This is a genomic window from Stenotrophomonas sp. HITSZ_GD (assembly GCF_029543105.1).
In the GTDB taxonomy this organism is placed as follows: domain Bacteria; phylum Pseudomonadota; class Gammaproteobacteria; order Xanthomonadales; family Xanthomonadaceae; genus Stenotrophomonas_A.
In genome coordinates, this window is the sequence record NZ_JARQXB010000007.1 from 149,474 (window position 1) to 173,804 (window position 24,331).

At 68.1% G+C, this 24,331-nt stretch carries 29 protein-coding genes; 16 read left to right on the forward strand and 13 right to left on the reverse strand.

What is annotated here, in order from left to right:
• Positions 1-42 precede the first annotated feature (42 nt).
• The 4 genes from P6166_RS09395 to P6166_RS09410 all read right to left on the reverse strand — a co-directional run bounded on the left by P6166_RS09395 (position 43) and on the right by P6166_RS09410 (position 3,885).
• Positions 43-378, reverse strand: a complete 336-nt coding sequence (locus P6166_RS09395) for a carboxymuconolactone decarboxylase family protein (protein ID WP_057646584.1) — start codon at positions 376-378, stop codon at positions 43-45.
• Between the two features lie 170 nt (positions 379-548).
• On the reverse strand, positions 549-2,213 hold the full coding sequence (locus P6166_RS09400; protein ID WP_277764200.1) for a DUF6438 domain-containing protein: 1,665 nt from the start codon (positions 2,211-2,213) through the stop codon (positions 549-551).
• Between the two features lie 71 nt (positions 2,214-2,284).
• Positions 2,285-3,319 carry an ROK family protein gene (locus P6166_RS09405; RefSeq protein WP_277764201.1) on the reverse strand — a complete coding sequence of 345 codons (1,035 nt, stop codon included), beginning with the start codon at positions 3,317-3,319 and terminating at the stop codon, positions 2,285-2,287.
• Between the two features lie 137 nt (positions 3,320-3,456).
• The gene (locus P6166_RS09410; RefSeq protein ID WP_277764202.1) at positions 3,457-3,885 is read right to left on the reverse strand and encodes a nuclear transport factor 2 family protein; all 429 of its coding nucleotides are present in this window, start codon (positions 3,883-3,885) and stop codon (positions 3,457-3,459) included.
• Positions 3,886-4,032: 147 nt separating this feature from the next.
• Here P6166_RS09410 and P6166_RS09415 point away from each other — a divergent pair, with 147 nt between their 5' ends.
• The gene (locus P6166_RS09415; protein ID WP_277764203.1) at positions 4,033-5,181 is read left to right on the forward strand and encodes a serine hydrolase domain-containing protein; all 1,149 of its coding nucleotides are present in this window, start codon (positions 4,033-4,035) and stop codon (positions 5,179-5,181) included.
• A gap of 23 nt (positions 5,182-5,204) precedes the next feature.
• On the opposite strand, the gene P6166_RS09420 is transcribed toward P6166_RS09415, so the two are convergent.
• The gene (locus P6166_RS09420; RefSeq protein ID WP_277764243.1) at positions 5,205-6,119 is read right to left on the reverse strand and encodes a LysR family transcriptional regulator; all 915 of its coding nucleotides are present in this window, start codon (positions 6,117-6,119) and stop codon (positions 5,205-5,207) included.
• Between the two features lie 111 nt (positions 6,120-6,230).
• Between P6166_RS09420 and P6166_RS09425 the strand changes: the two genes are divergently transcribed.
• The 4 genes from P6166_RS09425 to P6166_RS09440 all read left to right on the forward strand — a co-directional run bounded on the left by P6166_RS09425 (position 6,231) and on the right by P6166_RS09440 (position 9,538).
• Entirely contained in the window at positions 6,231-6,992 is a 762-nt protein-coding gene (locus P6166_RS09425; protein WP_277764204.1) for an SDR family oxidoreductase, read from the forward strand.
• 272 nt (positions 6,993-7,264) lie between these two features.
• On the forward strand, positions 7,265-8,251 hold the full coding sequence (locus P6166_RS09430) for an AraC family transcriptional regulator (RefSeq protein WP_277764205.1): 987 nt from the start codon (positions 7,265-7,267) through the stop codon (positions 8,249-8,251).
• A 163-nt stretch (positions 8,252-8,414) separates the two neighbouring features.
• Positions 8,415-9,266, forward strand: coding sequence for an oxidoreductase (locus P6166_RS09435; RefSeq protein ID WP_277764206.1), 852 nt, complete (start codon positions 8,415-8,417; stop codon positions 9,264-9,266).
• Between the two features lie 11 nt (positions 9,267-9,277).
• Positions 9,278-9,538: a hypothetical protein gene (locus P6166_RS09440; protein WP_277764207.1), complete on the forward strand. Its 261-nt coding sequence runs from the start codon at positions 9,278-9,280 to the stop codon at positions 9,536-9,538.
• A gap of 18 nt (positions 9,539-9,556) precedes the next feature.
• On the opposite strand, the gene P6166_RS09445 is transcribed toward P6166_RS09440, so the two are convergent.
• Positions 9,557-9,781, reverse strand: coding sequence for a CstA-like transporter-associated (seleno)protein (locus P6166_RS09445; protein WP_057646572.1), 225 nt, complete (start codon positions 9,779-9,781; stop codon positions 9,557-9,559).
• Positions 9,781-11,853 carry a carbon starvation CstA family protein gene (locus tag P6166_RS09450; RefSeq protein ID WP_277764208.1) on the reverse strand — a complete coding sequence of 691 codons (2,073 nt, stop codon included), beginning with the start codon at positions 11,851-11,853 and terminating at the stop codon, positions 9,781-9,783. The genes P6166_RS09445 and P6166_RS09450 overlap by 1 nt, the downstream gene beginning before the upstream one ends.
• A gap of 206 nt (positions 11,854-12,059) precedes the next feature.
• Between P6166_RS09450 and P6166_RS09455 the strand changes: the two genes are divergently transcribed.
• Positions 12,060-12,920 carry a pirin family protein gene (locus P6166_RS09455; RefSeq protein WP_277764209.1) on the forward strand — a complete coding sequence of 287 codons (861 nt, stop codon included), beginning with the start codon at positions 12,060-12,062 and terminating at the stop codon, positions 12,918-12,920.
• Positions 12,920-13,321, forward strand: coding sequence for an OsmC family protein (locus tag P6166_RS09460; protein ID WP_277764210.1), 402 nt, complete (start codon positions 12,920-12,922; stop codon positions 13,319-13,321). Before P6166_RS09455 ends, P6166_RS09460 begins: the two co-directional genes overlap by 1 nt.
• A gap of 64 nt (positions 13,322-13,385) precedes the next feature.
• Here the strand turns inward: P6166_RS09460 and aqpZ are convergent, their stop codons facing one another.
• The 4 genes from aqpZ to nfi form a co-directional block, all read right to left on the reverse strand.
• Positions 13,386-14,129 (reverse strand): aquaporin Z, encoded by a 744-nt coding sequence (aqpZ, locus tag P6166_RS09465; protein WP_277764211.1) that lies wholly within the window; start codon positions 14,127-14,129, stop codon positions 13,386-13,388.
• A 115-nt stretch (positions 14,130-14,244) separates the two neighbouring features.
• A complete protein-coding gene (locus P6166_RS09470) occupies positions 14,245-14,697 on the reverse strand; it encodes a hypothetical protein (RefSeq protein WP_277764212.1) in 453 nt (150 codons plus the stop codon).
• Positions 14,698-14,928: 231 nt separating this feature from the next.
• Positions 14,929-15,819, reverse strand: a complete 891-nt coding sequence (locus tag P6166_RS09475) for a pirin family protein (RefSeq protein WP_277764213.1) — start codon at positions 15,817-15,819, stop codon at positions 14,929-14,931.
• A gap of 93 nt (positions 15,820-15,912) precedes the next feature.
• Positions 15,913-16,611 (reverse strand): deoxyribonuclease V, encoded by a 699-nt coding sequence (nfi, locus tag P6166_RS09480; RefSeq protein ID WP_277764214.1) that lies wholly within the window; start codon positions 16,609-16,611, stop codon positions 15,913-15,915.
• Positions 16,612-16,716: 105 nt separating this feature from the next.
• Here nfi and gpmA point away from each other — a divergent pair, with 105 nt between their 5' ends.
• Positions 16,717-17,466, forward strand: a complete 750-nt coding sequence (gene gpmA / locus P6166_RS09485; protein WP_057646566.1) for a 2,3-diphosphoglycerate-dependent phosphoglycerate mutase — start codon at positions 16,717-16,719, stop codon at positions 17,464-17,466.
• A 96-nt stretch (positions 17,467-17,562) separates the two neighbouring features.
• On the opposite strand, the gene P6166_RS09490 is transcribed toward gpmA, so the two are convergent.
• Together P6166_RS09490 and P6166_RS09495 are read right to left on the reverse strand one after the other, a co-directional pair.
• A complete protein-coding gene (locus P6166_RS09490; RefSeq protein ID WP_277764215.1) occupies positions 17,563-17,772 on the reverse strand; it encodes a hypothetical protein in 210 nt (69 codons plus the stop codon).
• A 13-nt stretch (positions 17,773-17,785) separates the two neighbouring features.
• Positions 17,786-17,974 (reverse strand): hypothetical protein, encoded by a 189-nt coding sequence (locus P6166_RS09495; protein ID WP_277764216.1) that lies wholly within the window; start codon positions 17,972-17,974, stop codon positions 17,786-17,788.
• Between the two features lie 136 nt (positions 17,975-18,110).
• Here P6166_RS09495 and P6166_RS09500 point away from each other — a divergent pair, with 136 nt between their 5' ends.
• The 8 genes from P6166_RS09500 (at position 18,111) to P6166_RS09535 (ending at position 24,322) form a co-directional block, all read left to right on the forward strand.
• Positions 18,111-18,920: an SGNH/GDSL hydrolase family protein gene (locus tag P6166_RS09500; protein ID WP_277764217.1), complete on the forward strand. Its 810-nt coding sequence runs from the start codon at positions 18,111-18,113 to the stop codon at positions 18,918-18,920.
• A 52-nt stretch (positions 18,921-18,972) separates the two neighbouring features.
• Positions 18,973-19,095, forward strand: coding sequence for a hypothetical protein (locus P6166_RS09505; protein ID WP_272914614.1), 123 nt, complete (start codon positions 18,973-18,975; stop codon positions 19,093-19,095).
• A 194-nt stretch (positions 19,096-19,289) separates the two neighbouring features.
• Positions 19,290-19,685: a hypothetical protein gene (locus P6166_RS09510; protein ID WP_277764218.1), complete on the forward strand. Its 396-nt coding sequence runs from the start codon at positions 19,290-19,292 to the stop codon at positions 19,683-19,685.
• Positions 19,682-20,038, forward strand: coding sequence for a hypothetical protein (locus P6166_RS09515; protein ID WP_277764219.1), 357 nt, complete (start codon positions 19,682-19,684; stop codon positions 20,036-20,038). The genes P6166_RS09510 and P6166_RS09515 overlap by 4 nt, the downstream gene beginning before the upstream one ends.
• Before the next feature lie 102 nt (positions 20,039-20,140).
• Positions 20,141-20,533 carry a hypothetical protein gene (locus P6166_RS09520; RefSeq protein ID WP_277764220.1) on the forward strand — a complete coding sequence of 131 codons (393 nt, stop codon included), beginning with the start codon at positions 20,141-20,143 and terminating at the stop codon, positions 20,531-20,533.
• Between the two features lie 158 nt (positions 20,534-20,691).
• Positions 20,692-22,794 carry a M13-type metalloendopeptidase gene (locus P6166_RS09525; RefSeq protein WP_277764221.1) on the forward strand — a complete coding sequence of 701 codons (2,103 nt, stop codon included), beginning with the start codon at positions 20,692-20,694 and terminating at the stop codon, positions 22,792-22,794.
• A gap of 281 nt (positions 22,795-23,075) precedes the next feature.
• On the forward strand, positions 23,076-23,777 hold the full coding sequence (locus P6166_RS09530; RefSeq protein ID WP_277764222.1) for a DUF2092 domain-containing protein: 702 nt from the start codon (positions 23,076-23,078) through the stop codon (positions 23,775-23,777).
• A complete protein-coding gene (locus P6166_RS09535) occupies positions 23,774-24,322 on the forward strand; it encodes a hypothetical protein (RefSeq protein WP_277764223.1) in 549 nt (182 codons plus the stop codon). The genes P6166_RS09530 and P6166_RS09535 overlap by 4 nt, the downstream gene beginning before the upstream one ends.
• Positions 24,323-24,331 lie beyond the last annotated feature (9 nt).

Below are 24,331 nucleotides of genomic sequence, written 5' to 3' on the forward strand. Positions count from 1 at the left end.
GGCGGCCGTCCGCCGGCACCGCCGTGCCGACGGACCTGCGTCTCACGGCGTATCGGCCAACGCGTCCATGACGCGCGCCGAATACACCAGCGCGGCGCCGGCATTCAGCGCCACCGCCACGCCCAGCGCTTCGGCCACCTCATCGACGGTGGCGCCTTCCTTCTTCGCCGCCGCGGTGTGCACGGCGATGCAGCCATCGCAGCGCGTGGTCACGGCCACGGCCAGCGCGATGAGCTCACGGGTCTTGGCATCCAGATGGCCGGTCTTGGCGCCGGCGCCGGACAGCGTCTGGTAGCCGCGCAGCGTATCGGGGCTGAGCTTGCCGATCTCGCCGATGCGCCCGCCCAGTTCCTTGCGGTATTCGTTCCAGTCCAACATGACAGGTCACTCCCGGATGACGACTCGCCGCCTGAGCGCGGCAGCGGATTCTGTGCCGGGGCATCATTCATGCCGCGTCATGCGAGGGGAAGGAATGTGTGAGGCGGTGAAAGTGGCTGTTGAGTGGCCGGTGCGACCGATTTCCCGCGTTGCGCCGTGGGCGCGGATCTTCAGCTGCCGGACGTCATCTTCTCCGGATGCGCGTCCAGCCAAGCAAGGACGCGGGGCCAGTGGTGCTCCCACGCGTAATCCCGGAATTCCTTGCGGTCCTTCCAGTCGCTGAGAGGGGCGCCTGCCTCAAGCAAGGCCACGGCGACGTCATCGTCCTGCGTGGCGCCCAACGGCGTTCCGTATTGCCCGCTGGCGGCGGGATTCAATCCCTGTGCCAGCAGGAAGCGGACGAAAGCGACGTCGTCGGCCTCGGCGGCCACCGAGAGCAGGGTGCGTCCATCCGCGCCCCTGGCCTTGAGGTCGTTTCCTTTCTGGGCCAGCCATTGGGCGATCTGCATGCCCTGCCAGGGGTGTGGCCCGAAATGATGGTTCCCGGAAAGCTTCAGCACGATCGGCACGCGCTTGCGGTGGCGTCGTAGTTCCTCGTCCTCGTACTCATCCCACACCATCAACGAGGGACGTGCACTTCCGCCCGAGAGTGTCCACAGCGCTTCCACAGTGGCGAGATTCCCGGAGATGATGGCCACTTCGAAGGCTTCGTTGATCTTTTCCGGGTCGCGGTGGCCGTGTGTATCGAATACGCCCTTGGCGAACAGCAGGGGCAGTACGCTTGCGCGTCCCTTCAGCGCGGCGCTGCGAAGCAGCGGCGGCGCTGCGAAGAAGGAGGGTCTCTCCTTGGGTGCGCCTTCCACGGGTGCGCCTGCTCGCAGTAGCGCTACCACGACTTCGTCCTGCACGTCGTCATTGGCGCTGGCACGTTGAAGAATCGCGGCACCTTGGGGTGAGGCGAAATCGAACCCGCCATCGTGTAGTCGCTGCACGCCTTCCATGTCGAGCGAAACCAGGCCGCGGGCGCCGGAGACCCTGTCCAGTTCGTCTTCGAAGTCGCTCACCGAGCGTGGCATGCCGACCCATTCGCCCGCGTAGTCGACGATGCAGTGCGCTTCGTTGCCGAATTGCAGGCGCAACTGATAGCTGGGGTTGTCGGTGATGGGCGCTCGATAGGTTTCGCGCAAGGACCACAAGTCGGCCTTGCGCACCTGCTCGACCAGTCGTGCCACGCGCTCCACGGGAATGCGATAGGCCACCTTCTGCGCGACATCGGTAAAGCGGCCGCCCTCATATTCAACGCGCCCATCGCCCCGCACGGTGACGCGATAGCTCGGGCAGGTGCCGTAGCACCCGCTGCGGGAAAGTGTCATGACAACCTGGTCCAGCGGCACTTCCGGCAGGGGGCGATGGCGCTGCGGGGATTCTTCGCGTCGCAGGTCAATCCGCACCCATGCGTTGGCCGGCGTGCCCTCGTGTTCGAAGGGGGCAAACCGCGCTTGCGCCAATGCCTGGCGCTCGTCTGCATCCAGCTGGAGCGCATGGCCGTACTGATCCTCGTCCACGTAGCAGCTGACGTTCCCGCGCGTATCGACATGCACCGACAGTTGGCTATGCCAGGTGTGTTCACGCTCGGTCCCGAACGGGAGTCGGATGGCCGGGACCTCCGACTGCAGATGGGCAGCGGTAGCCTCGGGCGAAGGGGCAATCTGGGTGGCGTCCGCTGGCATACAGACGCGCACGGATGCGGGCTGGGCAACTAGGGTGGCAGGAGGTCGCGTGCAAGCGGTGAGCGCGAGCAGCAGGCTTGCCATCGCAAGGGGAAAGCGCGTCATCCTGGTGCTTCGCGTGGCAGTCGGTAAGAGCGCCAGCTTCAGCGAGTGCCGCGCGTGTTGCAAGGCGCGCCTCAAACCCGCGAATAACTCGCGTTGCCCAGCCCCGTGCCGATAGTGAAGATGCCCCAGCGCTTGTGCTTGCGCATCGCATGGCGCTGGCTCAGGCCTTGCACCACGGCGTCGTTGTGCAACAGCACCTGCGGTGCGCGGCGGCCAATGCGGTCCAGGTGCGCGCCGAGCGCGGCCGGCAGGTCGAACGGCATCTCCCAGTCGCCCGGCAGGTTCTGCGCGCCCTGGGAAATTTTCCCGTCGGGCTCGATCTTTCCCGGCACCGCGATGCCGATGAACGGCGCGAGGTCCACGCCCAGCGTGCGCGCCTGCGCGTTGAGGCCGTTGAGCATGCCGGCCAGCCGCGCGATCGCCTCGCCGCGCGCGGGCGCGTCGTCGGCATGCCGCCATTGCATGTGTTCGAGCACGCGCGCCTTCTGGCCTTCGCCCGCCTTTTCCAGGCGATGCTCGACCAGCCCGCAGCGGATGTTGGTGCCCCCGATGTCCACGGCCAGGAATGCGTCATGCCGGCGTACCGGCTCGGGCAGCAGGCTGCTCCAGCCGAGCAGCGCGGCCTTGTCCGGGTCGCGGTCCAGGATGCGCAGGCGCACCTTCACCCGCGCGTTGCGCAGCAGGCGGTCGGCACGGCGGATCGCCAGCGCGCCGAAATGGCTTTCGGGAAAGCCGCCACCCAGCACGATGGCCTCCACGTCCTGCCATTCGGGTTGCGCGAGGAAGCAGCGGGTCACCTCGACCAGCCGCTGTGCATGCGCCTCCACGGCCATATGCACCAGGTGCGCGGCATCGGCATCGCCACCGACGAGCACCATGTCGATCGCCCGCTTGCCCACGTCCGCCGTCGGGGTCTTGCCGAAGGGGTCCTTGGCGGTGCGCTGGTGGCTGCGCGCCTCGTCCAGGAGCGCGCGGAAGGCGGTCTGGCTGGCGAGGTCGCCCACGAAGCCGTCGCCGTCGGCGCGCACCAGCGCGAGGTTGTAGCTGTCCACGCGCAGGCCCTGTGCCTGCAGCGCGCCATGCGGCGGATGCGTGGGCGTCGTCATGCGGTGGCGACTGCGGCGCGGTGCGAGGGACAAGGAGGGCGCATGGCGGCATTCCATGAGGACCGCCGCGAGCGTGCCGCGCGCGCGGTGCAGGGGACGCGAAGGCGGGCCGCCGAAGGCGCGGGTGCTGACTTTCTTCAGGGCAGCTGCAGGACGGCCCGCAGGCTGTCGTGCGCGACCGGCGCGGAGGTGTGCTCGTGGAAAACCCGCCAGCCGGCTTCGCTGCGGCGCATCGCCACGCTGAGGCGGTTGTCGAGCTGGCGCAGCACCCGGCCGTCCGGGGCCTGGGCGGCGAAGGTCAGCACGGCGTGGCCGGTCGCCAGGTCGCCATGCACCTGCGCGCGGGCCTGTCGCCAGGTCACTACCAGGGTCTCCGCGCCGAGGCCCCCCAACCAGCCGGCCACCATCGCGCGCCAGGACGCCAGCCCCTCCAGCGGCGCCGCCTGCCACATGTCGAAGACGTGCAATGCCGGATCGTAGAGCGCCATGAACGCCTCGATGTCACGCGCGCGCACGGCGTCGGCGTAGCCGGCGAGGAAGTCGTCGAAGGGCGTGCGGGCAGGCATGGCCATTCCAGCGGAGGATTCGGTCGCGAGCCTAGGCCGGTGGCCGGGCGCCTACAAGTGCGGGTGACTTGCGGCATGGGCACGAGGGGAGGCGAGCGGTTAGCGTGGTGCCACGGGGGATCACCCCCGACCTGCGGAGGATGCGACATGAAGTCCGTCATCGGCTGTCTGCTGTGCGCCAGCGTATCCCTTGCCCTCGCGCCCGCGCAGGCGCGCGCGCTGCCCGAGCCCGCGCAGATCGACGCGAAGGTCGCGGCGCTGATGCAGCGCACCGGCGCGCAGGGCATGGCGGTCGCGGTGATCGACGATGGCCAGCCGGTCTACGTGCAGGCCTACGGCAAGCGCAACGCGCAGGGCGAGCCGCTCACCGTGGACACGGTGATGTACGGCGCCTCGCTCACCAAGACCGTGTTCGCCTACACCGTGATGCGCTGGGTGGGGCAGGGCCGCATCGCGCTGGACACCTCCATCGCGCAGTACCTGCCGCAGCCGCTGCCGCAGTACACCGGCACGGACATCGTGGATCGCTATACCGACTGGAGCGCGCTGGACGAACGCTGGCGCCAGCTCACCCCGCGCATGCTGCTGCAGCATGCCAGCGGCTTTGCCAACTTCAATTTCCTGGAACCGGATGAGAAGCTGCATTTCCATTTCGATCCCGGCACGCGCTACGCCTATTCCGGCGATGGACTGGCGACGCTGCAGTTCGTGCTTGAGCAAGGCCGTGGGCTGGACGTGAAGCAGGGCACCGATGCGGTGTTCGCCGAATTGGGCATGACGCGCACCGCGCTCCAGTGGCGCGCGGATTTCGCCGGCAACCTGGCCGATGGCTGGGATGCGCAGGGCAAGCCGGAGCCGCACGACGAGCGTTCGCGGGTGCGCGCGGCCGGCTCGATGGACACCACCATCCACGACCTGGCGAACTTCGCCGCTGCGCTGGTGGCCGGGCGCGGCCTCGGCGCGCACGAGCACGCCGCGATGCTGCGCCCGCAATTGCCCATCACCACGCGCAGCCAGTTCCCGACCCTGCAGCCGGAGCTGCCGCCGGCACAGCGGCGCAAGGACCTGTCCGCCGGGCTGGGCGTGGTGACGTTCGAAGGGCCGCAGGGCGCCGGCTTCTTCAAGGGCGGCCACAACGACACCACCGGCAACACGCTGGTGTGCCTGCGCCGGCAGCGCCGCTGCCTGCTCGTGCTGGGCAACGACGTGCGCGCGGAGAAGGGTTTCGCCGAATTGGTGGAGTTCGTGCTCGGCCCGACCGGCGTGCCGTACGACTGGGAATACGGCACATCCTGATCGCCCCCCGGCCGCGCTGTGGATCAGCCGTGCGGCAGCGGCGCCAGGTGCGGTGCGAGCAGGCCGGCCAGCCAGTCCATGAAGACCCGCACGCGCCGCGGCAGGTGCCGGCGTTGCGCATAGAGCAAGGTCAGCGGCATGGGCTCGGACCTGAGTTGGGGCACCACCTCGACCAGCTCGCCGCGTGCCAGCGCGTCGCGCACGCTCAGCAGCGGCACCTGGATGATGCCCAGGCCGGCCAGCGCGGCCACGTGGTAGGCCTCCACGTTGTTCACCGTGACCGCGCCGCCCATCGGCAGCAGCCGGTAGGCCTCGCCATCGAAATACTCGAAGCCCGACGGCCGCTGGCCCAGTACGCTCGTGTAGTGCACCAGATCGTGCGTGGCCAGGTCCTCCAGTCCCTGCGGCGTGCCTTGGCGGGCCAGGTATGCCGGGCTGGCGCAGTTGACGATGTGCATCACCCCCAGCGGGCGGGCGACGAGCGAGCTGTCCTGCGGGTTGCCGCCGCGCAGTACGCAATCGAATCCCTCGCGCACGACGTCGACCAGCCGGTCGGTGGCGCTGAGTTCGATCTCCAGTTGCGGATGCTCGGCCAGGAACGCCGGCAGCTGCGGCAGCACGAACAGCCGCGCCATGCCGCTGCCCATGTCCACGCGCAGGCGCCCGCGCAGCTGGCGGCCCTCGGTGAGGAACATGCCCTGCAGCTCTTCCAGGTCGGCCAGCACGTCGCGGCTGCGCTGGTAGAAGGCGCGGCCATCGGCGGTGGGCTGCACCCGGCGGGTGGTGCGGTGGAGCAGCTGGGTGCCTACCCGTGCTTCGAGTTGCTGCACGGCGGTGGACACGCTGGCCTTGGGCAGCCCCAGCGATTCGGCGGCGCGGGTGAACCCGCCCAGCTCGACCACCCGTTGCAATGCCCGCAGCGATTGGGCGAAGTCCATCATTGTTCCCGATTCTTGAACAGTCAGCTCAGGTTTGCCGGGTTTATCTGCCGAGTCAAGACCAATAACGTGTCACCCAAGGCGCAATATCGCGCCTGACAGGAGACCCTCATGAGCACTTCCCCCCGCATCACCCTGATCACCGGTGGCAACCGCGGCCTGGGCCGCAACGGCGCGTTGGCGGTGGCCAAGGCCGGCAGCGACGTGATCGTGACCTACCGCGGCCATGCCGACGAGGCGCAGGCCGTGGTGTCCGAAATCCAGGCGCTGGGCCGCCGCGCCGCCGCTCTGCAGTTCGACGTGGCGGACGCGTCCGCGCTGCCCGGTTTCGTCGAGGCGCTGCGCGCCCAGCTCGCGCAGTGGCAGGCCAGCCACCTGCATGCGCTGGTGAACAACGCCGGTACCGCGCTGTATTCGCCCATCGCCGACACCACGCCGGCGCAGTTCGACGAGATGGTCGCCGTGCACCTGCGCGGCCCGTACTTCCTCACCCAGGCGCTGCTGCCGTTGATCGCCGATGGCGGGCGCATCCTCAACATCTCCAGCGGCTTGGCCCGCTTCGCCATGCCGGGCAGCTCGGCCTACGCGATGATGAAGGGCGGCATCGAGGTGTTCACCCGCTACCTGGCCAAGGAGCTGGGCGCGCGCGGCATCAGCGTCAACACACTGGCCCCGGGCGCGATCGCCACCGACTTCGGCAACGGCCGCGTGCGCGACGATGCGCAGGTCAACGCGATGGTGTCCTCGGTTACCGCGCTGGGGCGGCCCGGCAAGCCGGACGACATCGGCCCGGTGATCGCCGCGCTGCTGGACCCGGCCACGCAGTGGATCAACGCGCAGCGCGTGGAGGCCTCCGGCGGCATGCTGATCTGATCGCGCGCCGAGTGATCTTTTGATGCACGAATCGAGAGGGCGGCCACCTGGCCGCCCTCTTCGCGTTCGACCGCCCCTAGGTCTTACTTGCCTGAGCTGGGACGGGTGCCGGCTGTGGCGCTGCGAAGGTGGCGCACTTTGCATATCTCTTGGCGCACACTGCGGTGGCGTGTCACGCCTGCAGTCGTAAATTGACTTGCCCCGTCGTCTCGCAGGCACGGGGAGTCTGGCACCAGGAGGATCAGCAGATGGCGAGAAACGGAACGTTTAGCTTGAACATTGGATGGCAGGCGCTGCTGTCGGACCTGAGCGTTCATGGCGGTCATGTCCTGCGAAAAGCCGGGCTGCCGGATGACACGCTCTCTCGCGACAACCACGCGCTGACGACCGCCGAGTATTTCCGGTTCTGGGGCGCCTTGGAGGATGAAGTTCGCGATCCGTTGTTCGCGTTGCGAATCGTAGAGACGGTGTCCGCAGAGTCATTTGATCCGCCTCTGTTTGCGGCTCTCTGCAGCGCCAACCTCCTGCAGGCTGTCCAGCGGTTGGCGAAATACAAACAGTTGGTCGCCCCCATGAGCCTGGACGTTGAGGTTGACAAGGCCGGCGCTATGACGATCTCGCCGCGCTGGTTGTCCGCCCATTCCGAAGTGCCCTACTCACTGCAGGTCGCCGAACTTGCATTCTTCTTGAAGCTGGCGAGACTGGCCACACGTGAGCCCGTCCGTGCGCTGCGCGTCTGTCTTCCCATCACGCCACCTCGTGCCTATGCGCAGCAGTACGAGAAGTACTTTGGTACGGCCGTGCGAGGCAGCACGGGCCCCAGCATCGCGTTCAGTGCAACCGACCTGCGGCGCCCCTTCCTCACGCTCAACGAGGGGATGTGGCGCGTTTTCGAGCCCGACCTTCGCCGGCGACTCAATGAGCTCGATGCTGCTGCTACGACCTCCGAGCGGGTGCGTGCAGTCTTGCTGGAATTGCTGCCCGCCAGCTCGGCGACGATTGAACGCACGGCGGAGAGGCTGGGCATGAGCAAGCGAACGTTGCAGCGTCGCCTGGAAGATGAAGGTCACAGCTTTCGCTCACTGGTCAATGGCACACGGGAGAGCCTTGCCAGGCACTATCTCAAGAATACGAGCATGTCCGGCGGAGAGATTGCGTTTCTGCTCGGGTTCGAAGATCCCAACTCCTTCTATCGTGCGTTTCACGAATGGACAGGCCAGACGCCTGACAGCGCTCGAATCCAGGCGAGCGTGAACTGAGAAGCGAGAAGATGCGAACCGTCGAGCGCGGCGCCGGCTGCAGGTGGCGCGCTTTGCGTGGAGCGTGGCGCATCACGCTAGCGACATGGCACCTCCGGCCCGCCAAAGTGAAGGCACAAGGCGGCTATCGGGCCGCGTCCACTTTCAAAGCGAGGATCACATCGTGGCCAACAAAGTCGCACTCGTCACCGGCGCCTCCTCGGGCATCGGAGAATCTGCCGCTCGCAAGCTCAAGGGGCTCGGCTACACGGTCTACGGAGCTGCGCGCCGTGTTGACCGCATGCATCACCTGACCAAATCCGGCATCAAGATTCTTGCTATGGACGTGACCGACGATGCTTCCATGCGGGCCGGGATCGACACCATCATCGAGGAGTCGGGCCGTATCGACGTGCTCGTCAACAATGCGGGCTACGGCTCCTATGGCGCTGTCGAGGACGTCCAGATGGAAGAGGCGCGCGCCCAGTTCGAGGTCAACGTCTTCGGCGCTGTGCGGCTGACCCAGCTGGTTCTGCCGCAAATGCGGGCGCAGCACTCGGGCACCATCGTCAATATCACCTCGATGGGCGGCAAGATCCACACCCCGCTAGGTGCCTGGTATCACGGCACGAAGTTCGCCCTGGAAGCGATCAGCGACTGCATGCGCATGGAGGTCCGCCCCTTCGGTATCGACGTGGTCGTGATCGAGCCGGGCGGCATCAAGACCGAATGGGCCGGTATCGCCGCGGACAAGCTGCGCGAGACCTCAGGTCATGGCCCTTATGCGGCGCAGGCCCATGCGATGGCGGAGTCCATGATCGGCGAGGCAAGCGTCAAGCGCCAGTCGTCGCCGCAGCTCATTGCCGACACCATTGCCAAAGCCGTGACAGCGAAGAAGCCCAAGACCCGCTATGCGATCGGTTTCGGGGCCAAGCCGACGATCTTCATGCGCGGCCTTCTCTCTGATCGCGCCTTCGACAGCATGATGTGGGCTGCGACCGGCATCTCGAAGGCGGTGAAGAAAAGCGGGGATTGAACGAGGCGGTGATGAAGCGTAAGACCTCAAGCCTGACTGCCTCGGCGGATCAGCCGCCGAGAAAGAACGAGCGCGGTGCGGTGGCCAAGCTGATCGCTAAACCGGATGTGCGCGGCGGATCGCCGAGTCCAGTCTTGCCCGCTTCACGCGACAACAAAGCGCTCAGCTACCAGGCCTTCGATCACTGCACGACAAGCCCGTTGGACGAGGGTGGGGTCATGGGCTTCCATGACCCCACCGTAGCAGCGGCAAACCGCTTTATTGGGGGCTAGTGCCCCCTCGTGGCGCGTTCAACAGCAGCGGAATCCGCTCTTGCCCCCGTAGCGCGCTTCCTGCCGTTCGCGGAAGAACGTGGGGTAGTCCATCACCGGGCGGTCCGGGTGTTTTTCCAGCATGTGCCGCACGTAGTTGTCGTAGTCGGGAATGCCGCAGCACAGCCGCGCGGTCTGCACCAGGCGCCGCCATACGCGGCGGTGCGCCTGGTATTGCCCGACGGGAACGAGGCCGGTACCCATCACAGGTCCGCCATCTGCGCGGGCGTCAAGGCCACGTAAGGCGTTTCCTTGTCGGTGCGCACCGGCGTGCGGCGGGCGATGACGATTGTCTTCACCGAGTACACCAGCACCGCGCCCACCACGAACAGGAACAGCGCGGTCAGGCCGGTGTTGACGTAGGCATTGGTGACGATCTGCTGCATCTGGTGCACGTCCTTGGCCGGCGCGGTGATGGTGTTGCTGGCGATGGCGGCCTGGAACTTGTGCGCCTGCGCCAGGAAGCCCTGCGCCGGGTTGCTGTCGAAGATCTTGATCAGGCCCGCGGTGGTGGTGCAGATCAGCAGCCACACCGCCGGCACGATGGTCACCCACGCATAGCGGTCGCGCTTCATCTTGAACAGCACCACGGTGCCGAGCATCAGCGCGATGCCCGCCAGCATCTGGTTGGAGATGCCGAACAGCGGCCACAGCGTCTGGATGCCGCCGAACGGATCGACCACGCCGGTGTAGAGCAGGTAGCCCCACAGCGCCACGCAGCCGCCGGTGCCGATCAGGTTGGCGCCCCACGATTCGGTCTTGCGCAGCGCCGGCACGAAGTTGCCCAGCAGGTCCTGCAGCATGAAGCGGCCCGCGCGCGTGCCGGCATCCACCGCGGTGAGGATGAACAAGGCTTCGAACAGGATGGCGAAGTGGTACCAGAACGCCATCGTGTCTTCGCCCGGCAGCACGTGGTGCAGGATCTGCGCGATGCCCACCGCCAGCGTCGGCGCGCCGCCGGCTCGGGCCAGGATGGTGTGCTCGCCGATGTCGCGCGCGGTGGCCTCGAGCATGTCCGGGGTGATGCTGAAGCCCCATTCGGTGAGCTTGGCCGCCACCGACACCGCATCGCTGCCGACCACCGCGGCCGGGCTGTTCATGGCGAAGTAGATGCCCGGCTCGATGATCGAGGCCGCCACCAGCGCCATGATCGCCACGAACGATTCCATCAGCATGCCGCCGTAGCCGATGTAGCGCATGTGGCCTTCGTTGGCGAGCAGCTTGGGCGTGGTGCCCGAGGAGATCAGCGCGTGGAAGCCGGACACCGCGCCGCAGGCGATGGTGATGAACAGGAACGGGAAGATGCCGCCCTTCCACACCGGGCCGTCGCCGCTGCTGGCGAACTGGGTCAGCGCCGGCATCTTCAGCTCCGGCATCACGATCAGGATGCCGATCGCCAGCGCCACGATGGTGCCGATCTTGAGGAAGGTGGAAAGGTAGTCGCGCGGGGCGAGCAGCAGCCACACCGGCAGCACCGAGGCGACGAAGCCGTAGCCGATCAGCATCCAGGTGATCTGCTTGGCAGTGAAGGTGAAGGCCGGCCCCCAGGTGGGGTCGGCGGCGACCTTGCCGCCCAGCCAGATCGCGCCGAGCAGCAGGATCAGCCCCACCACCGAGATCTCGCCGATCTTGCCGGGGCGGATGTAGCGCATGTACACGCCCATCAGGATCGCGATGGGCATCGTGGCGATGACGGTGAACATGCCCCACGGGCTTTCGGCCAGCGCCTTCACCACCACCATGGCGAGCACCGCCAGGATGATGATCATGATGAGGAAGGCACCGAACAGCGCGATGGTGCCGGGCACCTGGCCCATCTCCTCGCGCACCAGGTCACCCAGCGAGCGGCCGTTGCGGCGCGTGGAGAGGAACAGGACCATGAAGTCCTGCACCGCGCCGGCGAACACCACGCCCACCACCAGCCACAGCAGGCCGGGCAGGTAGCCCATCTGCGCGGCGAGCACCGGGCCCACCAGCGGGCCGGCGCCGGCGATGGCGGCGAAGTGGTGGCCGAACAGCACGTGCTTGTTGGTGGGCACGTAGTCCAGGCCATCGTTGTTGAGCTGCGCCGGGGTGGCGCGGGTCGGGTCGAGCTGCATCACCTTGTTGGCGATGAACAGGCTGTAGTAGCGATAGGCGACCAGATAGATCGACACCGCCGCCACCACGATCCACAAGGCGTTGATCTGCTCGCCTCGGCGCAGGGCAATCGTGCCGAGGCAGAAGGCACCGAGCAGCGCAAGCGCGGCCCAGGCCAGTTTCGAAAAGCCTTTCATGCAAGCTCCTCCCGGAAGACTCCCGCAAGGTTCCTCCCGCGTCGGGCCGGGGTCAATGGTGGCCGCTAGGACTTTGGTCGAATGGCATTGGCGTGCCGAAAACGCTTGCGCGAGGGCCATTCGCGGAACAATAGGTTGCGTCCGGCCGGATTGGACCGGAACGTATGCGCACCCATCCTGTGCGGCAACTTCACCGGAGCATCGCCATGAGCGCCACCCCGACCGCTACCCCGGCCCGCCTGCAGCGCGTGCTGCGTGGCCGCGCCGCTTCCGACGGCGCCGGCGTCAAGCTGACCCGCGTCATCGGCTCGCCCGAACTGCCCGACCTGGACCCGTTCCTGCTGCTGGACGAGTTCGGCACCGACCAGGCCGAGGACTACATCGCCGGCTTCCCGAGCCACCCGCACCGCGGCTTCGAGACCGTCACCTACATGCTCGACGGCCGCATGCGGCACAAGGACAACCACGGCAACGAGGGCCTGCTGACCCCGGGCAGCGTGCAATGGATGACCGCCGGCCGCGGCCTGGTGCACTCGGAGATGCCCGAGCAGGAATCCGGCCGCATGCGCGGCTTCCAGCTGTGGGTGAACCTGCCCGCGCGCGAGAAGATGACCGAGCCGAAGTACCAGGAATATCCGCCGGAGCAGATTCCCGCCACCACGCCGGCCGCCGGTGTGACGGTGAAGGTGATCGCCGGGCGCGTGGGCGAGGTGGTCGGCCCGATCGTGCAGCCCGCCACCGAGCCGCTGTACCTGGACATCGAACTGGCGCCGAACACTGCCTGGCACTACGCCGTGCCCGAGGGCCACAACACCTTCGCCTACGCTTTCGAAGGCGCGCTCACGGTGGGCGAGGGCGATGAGGCGCGGCCGCTGGAGGCGCAGCAGCTGGGCATCCTCGGCGGAGGCGACGCTTTGCAGCTGCGCGCCGGCAGCCGCGGCGCCCGCCTGATCCTGGTCGGCGGCCGCCCGCTGCGCGAGCCGGTGGTGCGCCACGGCCCGTTCGTGATGAACACCAAGCAGGAGATCATGCAGGCGTTCGTCGATTTCCAGGAAGGACGCTTCTGATGGCCGACAGGCAGGTAATCGCGCGCAGCGCGGGTGTGCCGTATCTCACCGAATTGACGGATGGGGTGCACTTCTGGCGTTCGGACACGGCGCCGGCCAACGGCGGCGCCGATGCCGCCGAGGATCCCGAATCGCTGGTGCTCGGCGCGCTTGGCGCCTGCACCGCGATCACCGTGCGCATGTACGCCGCGCGCAAGCAATGGCCGCTGGAAGCAGTGGACGTGCGCCTGCACTACACGCGGCGCGACGGCACCGGCACCACCATCGCCCGCGAAGTGGTGCTGACTGGCGCGCTGGACGAGGCGCAACGCGCGCGCCTGCTGGAAATCGCCGACAAATGCCCGATCCACCGGCTGTTGACCGGCGAAGTGTTGATCGAAGCGGCCGGCGCCAGCGAATGACCGCTGTGTGCGTGGCCGCGCCTGCCAGCGGCGCGGCCACGCCTCGCCCAGGCGTGCGATGGCCTCAGCGCCCGGTGCCCACGATGCTGGGATCCGGGCGCCCCAGCACCTGGTAGATCGCCCCGCCGATGGCGCCGCCGATCAGCGGCGCCACCCAGAACAGCCACAGCTGCCCGAGCGCGCCGGCCCCGGCGAACACCGCCACGGCCGTGGAGCGTGCCGGATTCACCGAGGTATTGGTGACCGGGATGCTGATGAGGTGGATCAAGGTGAGCGCCAGGCCGATGGCGATGGGCGCGAAGCCCACCGGCGCGCTGGCGTGGGTCGAGCCCATGATCACCAGCAGGAACACCGCGGTGAGCACCACCTCGCACAGGAACGCGGCGGCCAGCGAATAGCCGCCCGGCGACAGCGCGCCGTAGCCGTTGCTGGCGAACGCGCCGGCCGCGGTGTGGTCGATGGAGAAACCCGGTTGCCCGTGCGCGATGTGGAAAAGCACCGCCGCCGCCAGCAGGCCGCCGAGCACCTGCGCGACCCAGTACGGCAGCAGGTCGCGCGCGGGGAAACGGCTACCGGCGACCAGGCCCAGGCTGACCGCTGGATTGAAATGCCCGCCGGAGATATGCCCGAACGCGTAGGCGCCGGTCAGCACGGTCAGGCCGAAGGCCAGGGAGACGCCGAGGAAACCGATCCCCAGCGGATTGCCATCGCCGCCGAAATGGGCCGCCATCACCGCGCTGCCGCAGCCGCCCAGCACCAGCCAGAACGTACCGAGGAACTCCGCCGTCAATCGCTTCGCCAGTGACATGACGCACCTCCTGCGCATGCCCGCCCGGGAAGGGCGGGATGGCGGCATTCAATGCCCGCCGTGGCGGCTTGGCAACGGTAGTTTTGCTTAGGGCCGGGCGTGCCGGCCCCGGCCGTCAGCGGCCCAGGGCCAGGCTGGCCGGCTGCAGGTCCAGGCGCTGGGTGAGGCCTTGCAGGCTGCCCAGCTCCTGGGTGTCGCCGGCGTCGATCCACACCTGCGCATAGCGCTTCTTGCCCAGCTCGATCACCGCCACGCGGCGGTTCACCAGCTCGCGCCCGCCCAGGTCGGGCCGGTACCAGTAGAAGGCTTCCTCGGCGAGCTGGCCTTTTTCCTCGCGGCGGTCACGCGGCAGGCTCAGGCCGGGGTCGCGGGTGGTGAACATCACCCCCAGCACCTCGCGGCCGTCGGCGGTGAGCGCCTTGCAAGAAAGATAATCGGCGCCCGCCAGCTGCTTCCATTCCAGGCCGGCGGCCGGAGGCAGGGTGGGGCAGGTGGGCGCCTGCTGCGCGGCGGCGGTTCCGCCGGCGGACAACAGCAACAGGCCAAACAGGCAGCGTGCGGACTTCATCGGTTTTCCCCTGGCAGTGGAATGCAATGCGGTGGACGCGCATCGCCTGGGTTGGTCCGCCAACGGGCGCCTCCCGACCGCCCGCCAGGCGCATCCCCATGCGCGACCCCGGCGTGCCACCCGTCACAAGATGCGGGTAGACGCCCCCACCATAACCAAGGGTGGGCGCCGGATCAAATCCACCGTGCGCCGGCGGATGGTTCCATCGGAAACCTTTGTGCCAGATGGCTTTCAGGGGTAGTTGGGCGTCGGCGGGGCCGGCGTTTCCGGCAGCGGGATGAACTCCTTGTCGTCGCCGGGAATCGTGCCGAAGCGGCCCTCGCGCCAATCGTCCTTGGCCTGCTCGATGCGCTCCTTGGAGCTGGAGACGAAGTTCCACCACAGGTGGCGCGGGCCATCGAGCGGTTCGCCCCCCATCAGCATCGCCTTCAGCGGCGTCTTGGCGCGCAGGCGGCCGCGCGCGCCGGGCTCGGGGATGATGAGGTGGCGCTCGGGCACGTCCACGCCATCCAGCTGCGCCTGGCCTTCCAGGATGTAGAGCGAGCGCTCCACGTGGCCGGTGTCCAGGTCGATCTCGGCATCCGCGTCCAGGTCGATCGCCACGTTGAGCGTATCGGCGAACACCTTCACCGGCGACTCCTCGCCATATGCGCGCCCGGCGATCACCCGCAGCCACGCGCCCGGGCGGCGTTGCTGCGGCAGCGTTGCCGCGCCGTGGTGGTAGAAGGCCGGGTCGGTTTCCTCGAAATTACGCGGCAGCGCGACCCAGGTCTGCATGCCGTGCAACGCATGCTCGCGCCCGCGCTCGGGCGGCGGCGTGCGCTCGGAATGGGCGATGCCGCGTCCGGCGGTCATCCAGTTCACGTCGCCGGCGCGGATCACCTGCTCCGAGCCGAGCGTGTCGCGATGGCCGATCTCGCCGGACCACAGGAACGTCACCGTCGCCAGGCCGATGTGCGGATGCGGGCGCACGTCGATGCCCTGGCCGGGTTCGAAGATCGCCGGGCCCATGTGGTCGACGAACACGAACGGGCCGACGCTGCGTGCCTGCAGGGTGGGCACGGCGCGGCGCACCTGCAGGCCGCCGATGTCGTGGACGCGTGGGGCGATGATCGTGGTCATGGCGGCAGGTTCCTGGCGAAAGCGGGGATGCGCGGGAGCATCGCATGGCGAGGATGGCAGCGGCAGCGCCATCGGCGACATGCATCGTTGTGCTCATCCGCAGGCCAGTGGCACCTCGCCGCGCCGCGAGGCGAGGCGGTCGGCCAGCCGCGTGGGCTCGGGCAGGCGGTAGTGGCGCAGGCACGCCAGCGTGCGTGCCAGCGCCGTGTCCACCGAAACGCGATGCCCCGGCGAGACGTACAGCGGCAGGCAACCCGGCTTGCTGCGCAGCACCCAGCCGACGTGTTCGCCGCGCAGCCGCAGTGGTACGTGATCGCCCCGCGCCGGCCCCGGCGTGCCGGCCTCGCCCGCCAGCCGCTTCTTCGCCACCCCGATGCTGGGCAGGCCGGTCACCACGCCGAAATGCGCGGCAATGCCCAGCCTGCGCGGGTGCGCGATGCCGTGCCCGTCGACGAACACCAGGTCCGGTTCGCGCTCCAGCTGCGCCAGCGCGGCCAGCAGCACTGGCAATTCGCGGAAGCTCAGCAGCCCGGGCACGTAGGGCATCACGGTGGGAATGCGCGCGACCACCGCCTGGTGCGGCGCCAGCGTGGCGGCGTCGAGCAGCACCGCGGCCGCGCGCGTGAGCGTGCCCGATTGCTCGAAGCCGACGTCGAAGCCGGCGATCCAGCGCAGCGGCCGCGGGAAGTCGTCTTCCAGCCGCACGTGGCGGGACAAGCGCGCCTGCAGGGCGCGCGCGGCGGCTAGGTTCCCGTCCCAGGGCGGCAGTACGGCATCGTGTGGTGCATCCATGCGCCAAGCATGGCGCAGCCGCCGCATACCGGGCGTGCAGGGCGTCACCCGTGCGGGGTTGGCCTACAATCGGCGGGTCTTCCCCTTGTTGCCGGAGAACCCGTAGTGACCCGCAAACTCGTACTGCTGCGCCATGGCCAGAGCCAATGGAACCTGGACAACCGTTTCACCGGCTGGGTGGACGTGGATCTCACCGACCAGGGGCGCGCCGAAGCCGCCGCCGCCGGCAAGCTGATGAAGGACGAGGGGCTGCAGTTCGACGTCGCCCACACCTCGGTGCTCAAGCGGGCGATCCACACGCTGCAGGGCGCGCTGAAGGAGATGGACCAGGACTGGCTCCCGGTCTACAAGAGCTGGCGCCTCAACGAACGCCACTACGGCGGCCTGCAGGGTCTGGACAAGGCCGAGACCGCCGCCAAGCACGGCGAGGAGCAGGTCAAGGTCTGGCGCCGCTCGTACGACATCCCGCCGCCCCCGATGGACCTGGAAGACCCGGGCCATCCCGCGCACGACCGCCGCTACGCGGGCCTGGACCGCAACGCGCTGCCGGCGACCGAATCGCTGGCGACCACGCTGGTGCGCGTGCTGCCGTACTGGTTCGATGCCATCGCCCCGCAGTTGAAGGACGGCAAGACCGTGCTGGTCACCGCGCACGGCAATTCGCTGCGCGCGCTGTACAAGTACCTCAATGGCGTGTCGAACGAGGAAATCCTCGAACTCAACATCCCGACCGGCATCCCGCTGCTGTTCGAGCTGGACGACCAGCTGGCGGTGAAGACCTATCGCTACCTGGGCGACCCGGAAGCGGCCAAGCGCGCCGCCGAGGCGGTAGCCAACCAGGGCAAGGCGAAGTAACGCGGTGTCCTCCGAAAGCCCGGTCGATGACCGGGCTTTTGCTTTATGGGTTGCGTGCCGCCTGACAACAAATGCGCCTTCGGAGCATGCGTGCCGTCAGCGCCGTCGATCCGCTAATCGCCCGCGCATGACCTGCCCGGCCACCAGCATCGCGATACCGAGCGCCAGGCTGCGCCACGACATTTCGTGGTGGAACCACGCGGAATAAAGGACGTCGACACAATAGAAGGCCGCAAACCCGTGTAGCGCGATGATCGAACGGCGGTAGCGGCTGTGGGGTTGCGGCGCTTGCATGCGGTCGCGCATCAGGGTGTGGCCGTCAGTTCGCGCGGCCGGAGTAGCCATCCGACACCCCCTTGGCGAAGTCGTAAAACAGGTCCGCGATACAGACGTAGTAGATGATGCGGCCGATGGCGAGGCCGCCGCCCACCGTCTCGAGTTCTTCAGATGTAAGTTCGCGTGCAACATCTTGCATATCAGGCGTTCCTTTGCCGATTTGGGTATGCATTGCGGGTTCGCACTCGCGGATCAAGGCTAAGCAATGTGGCGCGCTGAAGGCATTGGAAGATTCAAAGTGTTTGGCAGTAGCTGCGGATCGGTCGCCATGAGGCAAGATGAGGGGCCAATAAGGCGCGGAGGGGCGCATGAAGACCGTTTCATCGTTCGGTTTGCCAGTTGCCCGGCTGGGGGGCTTTCTCGCCTGCATATTGGCCGGGCCGGCGTGGGGGCATTCCGGCGCGCCGCCTGCACCGTTGACCGACCCGACCTACCTGGCCGCGCCCGAATCGCTCACGCCCGAGCAGGTGGCGCAAATGCAGGCGCGCCTGTTGGACTGGCCGCAACTGCAGCGCTATGCCGCCGAGAACGCAGCATTGGCGCCGGCGCCCAAGGGCACGCAGCGCGTGGTGTTCTTCGGTGATTCGATCACCGAAGGCTGGGGGCCGACCGGCAGCGATCGCTTTTTCCCCGGCAAGCCATACGTCAATCGCGGCATAGCCGGGCAGACCACCGCGCAGATGCTGCTGCGCTTCCACCAGGACGTGATCGACCTCAAGCCGGCCGTGGTGGTGATCCTCGCCGGCACCAATGACATCGCCGGCAACACCGGCCCGGCCACGCAGCAGATGATCGAGGATAACCTGCATTCGATCGCCGAGCTGGCCAAGGTGCATGGCATCCGCGTGGTGCTCGCCTCGGTGCTGCCGGTGAGTACGTATCCCTGGCGCCCGGGTTCGCAGCCGGCCGGCCAGGTCCGCGCACTCAATGCGGCGCTGCGGCACTATGCGCGGCAGCAACGGCTGGTGTACCTGGATTACTACGCCGCGATGACCAATGCCGAAGGTGGGCTCGATCCGGCGCTGACCGCCGACGGCGTGCACCCGACCCCGGCCGGTTACGCCATCATGGCACCGCTGGCCGAGCAGGCCATCGCGCAGGCATTGAAGGCGCACTGACGCCACTGGCCGCGCCAGGGCGCATGATGGAGGCGCAAGAGGAGGGTGTCCGATGGTCCTGCGTTACCTGTTGTCCTATGGCGTGCCGATCGCGCTGGGCATCGCCCTGGTCGCGCTGGTGGTGATGTGGGGGCTGCGCGGAAGGATCGGGCGGCCGCCGGGAGATAGGCCTTGAAGGCGGGCGGCGAGCGTGCTGATGCTGCGGCGTTGCCGGGCAGGTGGGCGCGCGGGTGTGCATCGATTCAGTCGCTACGACGGTGCGTCGAACCAGGTGGATAACCGGGCCCTTTCGGTCCCTGAGATCCTCGGCCCTGCGGCGCTGTCATGGCAATGATTGTCGTGGCTTTTTCAAACATGTCGGATGACACCATGCGAAAGATATTGCTGCGTGTGTTGATCGTGGTGTTCGCCCTCGTGCTGCCCTACCTGGCACGCCTGCCGGGCGGCCGCGAATGGCTGGGGCAGCTCACTTACAGCGGCTGGGGCGGGTTCGGCTTCCTGGCCGCGTGCAGCGCGGTGGTGTGGGGTGGCCTGCTGCTGTGCAGCTGGCTGTATCGGCGCATGTCCTCGCTGTGGATTCCCGCGCTGCTGGGTTACGGCTTCCTGGCCTGGGTGTACGGCAGCATCAACTTGCGCGCCGATGCACAGGCCGCGCTGGGGCTGCTCATCGCGCCGATGTATTCGCTGGCGCCGATGCTGCTGGGCGGTTTGCTCGGGTGGTGGTTCGATCGTCGCCCGCGTATCGGAGCAGGGGCGGGCGCATGATCGCCTTCCGACCGCACGCCATCTTCGGTCGCCGCCCCGGATCGTGGGCGAACGCGATACCCGCGACGATCCTGTGCGCCTTGGTCTTGTCATACGCACTACTCGGCTGGGTGGCACTGTATCGGCCTGACTGGCTGGCGTTCGGTGGCATGGAAATCGCGCTGCTGCTGGGGCCCGCCGCCCTGTTGTCGTTGGGCAAGGCGATGTTGGCGCTCTACCTGGCGTGTTCCGTCACCATCGTTCTCCTCGCGCTGTTGGGCGCCTGGAAATCCAGCCTGCGCGTGCTCGCGGCGCTGGGCATCTTCGGTGTATGGGTCGGTGCCGCGCTGTTCGCCATCGCAATGTCCATCTAAACCCCTCGACGGCTCGCCGGCAGCCCTTGACGACCCACCCCGCGCTGGCCTGCTACAGTCCGCCCATCGTCCCCGCCACGGGGGCGCTACCGGAGACACACCATGGATCGTCGTCTCGGCTCCACTGTGCTGCTCGGCGCGCTCGTCACCAGCGCCCTGTCTTTTACTGCCCCGCTCAGTGCCTCGCCATCGGCGCATGCCGATACGTCGCGCAGCTATGCGGCCTGCGTGGTCACCGATGCCTCCGCCAAGCGGGTCTACGCCAGCGCGCCGGGACGCATCGACGCGCTCGGCGCGCCGACGCTTGATGCACAGGCCTACGCCAGCTGGGTGGCGCGCCTGTACAACGTGCCCGAGGCGCGCCTGTCCAGCGCCAGCTGCGTGACCGATGCCCGCAGCCTGCAGGCGGCCGAAATGCGCCTGAAGCCCTTGCTCCAGGTCGGCGACCGGCAGGGCTTGGCGGTGGAACGCACGCGCTGGTGGCTGTCGCAATAGTGCAAGCGCGGGATCGCGCCGCGGGATGCCGGCGCGATTCCCGTTCCACCGCAACACCGGCGCGGACCCACCTCGCCGTGACCAATGACCCATAGGTCGAACCGGACAATGTTCTAGGCTGGGGAGTCTTCCTCGTCCGCTGTCCGGAGTCGTCCCGCATGTCCCTTCGCACCTTCGTCCCGGTCGCCCTGACCGCCGCGATCACCCTGGCCCTGTCCGTGCATGGCCCGCAGGCCGAGGCCGCTTCCACTGCCAAGGCGCCTGCCGCCACCGCGCGGGCGCTGGATGTCGCCAAGCTCGACGCCCCCAAGGTGGCCCTCAACCCCGCCGACCTCGATCCGTCCATCGCCGCCTGCGACGACCTCAACGGCTTCGTCAACGCCAAGTGGCTCAAGGCCAATCCCGTGCCGGCCGACCGCACCAGCTGGGGCAGCTTCGAAGTGCTGGCCGAGCGCTCGCTGGTGATCCAGCACGCGCTGGTCGAACAGGCCGCCGCGGCCAACGCGCCGGCCGGCAGCGTCGAAGGCAAGATCGCCGACATCTGGCGCACCGGCATGGACGAGGCCGCCATCAACCAGGCCGGCCTGAAGCCGCTGCAGCCGCAGCTCAAGGCCATCGACGGCCTGCGCGACGGCAAGGCCATCGCCGCGTGGCTGCGCGAGCGTTACGCGCAGGGCCAGGGCTTCCTGTTCTCCTTCGGGGCCAATGCCGACTACAAGGATTCCGGCCAGGTCATCGCCTATGCGGGGCAGGGCGGCCTGGGCCTGCCGGAGAAGGGCTACTACTTCGACGAAGCGCAGGCCAAGATCCGCGACGCCTACGTGCAGTACATCGCTCGCGTGCTGGAACTGGGCGGCGCCCAGCCGGCGCAGGCCGCCGCGCAGGCCAAGGCCGTGATGGCGTTCGAAACCCGGCTGGCCAACGCCTCGCTGTCGCGCATCGAATTGCGCGACCCGTCCAAGCGCTACAACCCAGTGAGCGCCGCGCAGGCCAACGCCATCACCCCGCACTTCGACTGGAACGCGTTCTTCGATACCTTGCAGGTGCCGGCCAAGGACAAGTTCTCGCTCGCCCAGCCCGGCTATTTCGCCGAACTGGACAAGATGCTCGCCGACACGCCGGCCAGCACCTGGCAGGCCTACCTGCGCTTCCACACCATCGACGAGGCCGCGCCGTACCTGGCGCAATCCTTCGAGCAGGCGCACTTCGATTTCTACAACAAGACCCTGCGCGGCCAGCAGGAAATGCTGCCGCGCTGGAAGCGCAGCCTGGAAGCGGTCAACGAGGCCATCGGCGAGGGCCTGGGCCAGCTCTATGTGCAGGCCGCCTTCCCGCCGGAATCGAAGGTGGAGATGCAGCAGCTGGTGAACAACCTGTCGGTCGCGCTGAAGGCGCGCCTGGAAAAGCTGGACTGGATGAGCGCCGACACCAAGCAGCGCGCGCTGGAGAAGTGGGCCAGCTTCACGCCGAAGATCGGCTATCCGGACAAGTGGCGCGACTGGAGCGGCCTGCAGACCACCGACGCTGGTTTCCTCGCCAACATGGAAGCGGCGCAGGCGTTCAACTACCGCTACCGCCTGGACAAGATCGGCAAGCCGGTGGACCGCACCGAGTGGGGCATGACCCCGCAGACGGTCAACGCCTACTACAACGCCACCAAGAACGAGATCGTATTCCCGGCGGCGATCCTGCAACCGCCGTTCTTCGACCCCAAGGCGGACCCGGCGCTCAACTACGGCGGCATCGGCGCGGTGATCGGCCACGAGATGATGCACGGCTACGATGACTCCGGCAGCCAGTTCGACGCCAAGGGCAATTTCGACAGCTGGTGGACGGAGGGCGACCGCAAGCTGTTCACCGAGCGCACCGACCAGCTCGTCGCGCAGTTCGACGGCTACGAAGCGGTGCCGGGCGTGCACGTGAAGGGCAAGCTGACCCTGGGCGAGAACATCGGCGACCTCGGCGGCCTCACCGTGGCCTACGACGCGCTGCAGATGGCGCTCAAGCAGGACCCGGCCGCCAAGCGCAAGATCGACGGCTACACCCAGGACCAGCGCTTCTTCATGAACTGGGCCACGGTGTGGCGCCGCAACTTCACCGACGGCGAGCTGCGCGTGCGCCTGAACACCGACCCGCACGCGCCGGCCAACTTCCGCGCCATCGCCGCGCCGTCGAACATGCCGGCCTACGCGCAGGCGTTCCAGTGCAAGGCGGGCGACCGCATGGTGCGCACCGGCAAGGACCGCGTGGCGATCTGGTAAGCCGTCTTCCCGCACGGCACGCGAAGGGCCCGGTCGGCGACCGGGCCCTTCGCGCATTCGGGCTTTCAGTAGTTTTACTCAGCGCCGACCGGTAGTTCATCCGTCGCGCCCGCGAGGGCGGAGTGGTCTGCTTGCCGCACGCCGCTGGAGGAAGCCCCATGTCATCGCGTCCACTCTGCCTGGCCTTTGGCCTGGCCCTCGTATGGCCCGCCATGGCCGCGCCCGCGAAGGCGCCGCCCGTCGCTGCGCCACCGCCACCGCCCCCGGCGGCCGCGCCCGCTGTGCCCGCCGCCGCGGCTGTCGATCCGCGTGCGGCGGCCGCGCTGGAAAAGATGGGCCGCTACCTGCGCAGCCTGAAGAACTTCACCGTGCACGGCGATACCACCCTGGACGTGGTGACCGACGACGGCCAGAAGCTGCAATTCCCCGGCGAGGTGGACTACAAGGTCCGCGTGCCGGATGGGCTGCGCCTGGACTGGAAAACCGATCGCAAGGAGCGCGCGCTGTACTACGACGGCAAGACGCTCACCCTCTACGGGCCGAAGAACAAGTTCTACGCCCGCGTCGAGGCGCCGCCCACGCTGCACGAGCTGGTGGCGGTGGCGCGCGACCGCTACGGCATCGAGCTGCCGCTGCCGGACCTGTTCCTGTGGGGTACGCCGGCCGCACCCATTTCGGCGCTGCAGCAGGCAACGTTCGTCGGGCCGGCGCGCATCGACGGCAGCGTCACCGAGCAGTACGCCTTCCGCCAGGACGGCGTGGACTGGCAGCTGTGGCTGGAGACCGGCGACAAGCCGCTGCCCCGCCGCCTGGTGATCACCACCACCACCGATCCGGCGCAGCCGCAGTACGCCACCACGCTGACCTGGAACACCAGCGCGGCGCTGAAGGATTCCACGTTCGCCTTCGTGCCGCCGAAGGATGCCGCGCGGATCGAGCTGGTCGAAGTCGATGTCGCCGCGGTCGAGGAGGACCAGCCATGAACAGTCGCAACGCCCGTTTCCTGCTCGCGGTGGCGATGGCCGCCGGCTTCGGTGGCCTGGCCCTGGCCAGCGGCGGCGCGCACGCCGGACCGCGCGCGCGCTCGGTGGCGCATACCGGCATCAACCACCCGCCGGCGGCGAACCGCGCCGGCGGGATGAACCGCGGCGCGCAGCCGGCCCACGTCAATCGCGGCGGCGCGCCGAACGTCAACCGGGGCGGCAACGTGAACCGCAACGCGAACATCGACCGCAACGTCAACCGCAACGTCAACCGCGACATCGACGTGCACCGCGACATCGACGTGGACGTGGACAACCACTGGCACGACGGCTGGTACGACCACCCCGTGGCGACCGCCGCGGCGGTGACCGCCACCACGATGGTGACCGCCGCGGTGGTCGGCTCGATCGTCAACTCGGTGCCGCCGAGCTGCGTGACCACCGTGGTGAACGGCATCGCCTACCAGCAGTGCGGCAGCACCTGGTACCAACCGCAGTACGCCGGCACGACCGTGCAGTACGTGGTGGTCAACCCGCCGGGCTGAGCCGGCCTC

Excerpts from the sequence above, each read along its gene's own strand:
- P6166_RS09495 (WP_277764216.1), bottom strand. The coding sequence starts at position 17,974 with ATGCATACCCAAATCGGCAAAGGAACGCCTGATATGCAAGATGTTGCA.
- P6166_RS09405 (WP_277764201.1), bottom strand. The coding sequence starts at position 3,319 with ATGACGACGCCCACGCATCCGCCGCATGGCGCGCTGCAGGCACAGGGC.
- P6166_RS09515 (WP_277764219.1), top strand. The coding sequence starts at position 19,682 with ATGATCGCCTTCCGACCGCACGCCATCTTCGGTCGCCGCCCCGGATCG.
- P6166_RS09420 (WP_277764243.1), bottom strand. The coding sequence starts at position 6,119 with ATGGACTTCGCCCAATCGCTGCGGGCATTGCAACGGGTGGTCGAGCTG.
- nfi (WP_277764214.1), bottom strand. The coding sequence starts at position 16,611 with ATGGATGCACCACACGATGCCGTACTGCCGCCCTGGGACGGGAACCTA.
- P6166_RS09500 (WP_277764217.1), top strand. The coding sequence starts at position 18,111 with ATGAAGACCGTTTCATCGTTCGGTTTGCCAGTTGCCCGGCTGGGGGGC.
- P6166_RS09450 (WP_277764208.1), bottom strand. The coding sequence starts at position 11,853 with ATGAAAGGCTTTTCGAAACTGGCCTGGGCCGCGCTTGCGCTGCTCGGT.
- P6166_RS09490 (WP_277764215.1), bottom strand. The coding sequence starts at position 17,772 with ATGCGCGACCGCATGCAAGCGCCGCAACCCCACAGCCGCTACCGCCGT.
- P6166_RS09475 (WP_277764213.1), bottom strand. The coding sequence starts at position 15,819 with ATGACCACGATCATCGCCCCACGCGTCCACGACATCGGCGGCCTGCAG.
- P6166_RS09440 (WP_277764207.1), top strand. The coding sequence starts at position 9,278 with ATGAAGCGTAAGACCTCAAGCCTGACTGCCTCGGCGGATCAGCCGCCG.
- P6166_RS09445 (WP_057646572.1), bottom strand. The coding sequence starts at position 9,781 with ATGGGTACCGGCCTCGTTCCCGTCGGGCAATACCAGGCGCACCGCCGC.
- P6166_RS09400 (WP_277764200.1), bottom strand. The coding sequence starts at position 2,213 with ATGACGCGCTTTCCCCTTGCGATGGCAAGCCTGCTGCTCGCGCTCACC.
- P6166_RS09525 (WP_277764221.1), top strand. The coding sequence starts at position 20,692 with ATGTCCCTTCGCACCTTCGTCCCGGTCGCCCTGACCGCCGCGATCACC.
- aqpZ (WP_277764211.1), bottom strand. The coding sequence starts at position 14,129 with ATGTCACTGGCGAAGCGATTGACGGCGGAGTTCCTCGGTACGTTCTGG.
- P6166_RS09415 (WP_277764203.1), top strand. The coding sequence starts at position 4,033 with ATGAAGTCCGTCATCGGCTGTCTGCTGTGCGCCAGCGTATCCCTTGCC.
- P6166_RS09425 (WP_277764204.1), top strand. The coding sequence starts at position 6,231 with ATGAGCACTTCCCCCCGCATCACCCTGATCACCGGTGGCAACCGCGGC.
- P6166_RS09520 (WP_277764220.1), top strand. The coding sequence starts at position 20,141 with ATGGATCGTCGTCTCGGCTCCACTGTGCTGCTCGGCGCGCTCGTCACC.
- P6166_RS09510 (WP_277764218.1), top strand. The coding sequence starts at position 19,290 with ATGCGAAAGATATTGCTGCGTGTGTTGATCGTGGTGTTCGCCCTCGTG.
- P6166_RS09460 (WP_277764210.1), top strand. The coding sequence starts at position 12,920 with ATGGCCGACAGGCAGGTAATCGCGCGCAGCGCGGGTGTGCCGTATCTC.
- P6166_RS09410 (WP_277764202.1), bottom strand. The coding sequence starts at position 3,885 with ATGCCTGCCCGCACGCCCTTCGACGACTTCCTCGCCGGCTACGCCGAC.
- P6166_RS09395 (WP_057646584.1), bottom strand. The coding sequence starts at position 378 with ATGTTGGACTGGAACGAATACCGCAAGGAACTGGGCGGGCGCATCGGC.
- P6166_RS09470 (WP_277764212.1), bottom strand. The coding sequence starts at position 14,697 with ATGAAGTCCGCACGCTGCCTGTTTGGCCTGTTGCTGTTGTCCGCCGGC.
- P6166_RS09535 (WP_277764223.1), top strand. The coding sequence starts at position 23,774 with ATGAACAGTCGCAACGCCCGTTTCCTGCTCGCGGTGGCGATGGCCGCC.
- P6166_RS09455 (WP_277764209.1), top strand. The coding sequence starts at position 12,060 with ATGAGCGCCACCCCGACCGCTACCCCGGCCCGCCTGCAGCGCGTGCTG.
- P6166_RS09505 (WP_272914614.1), top strand. The coding sequence starts at position 18,973 with ATGGTCCTGCGTTACCTGTTGTCCTATGGCGTGCCGATCGCGCTGGGC.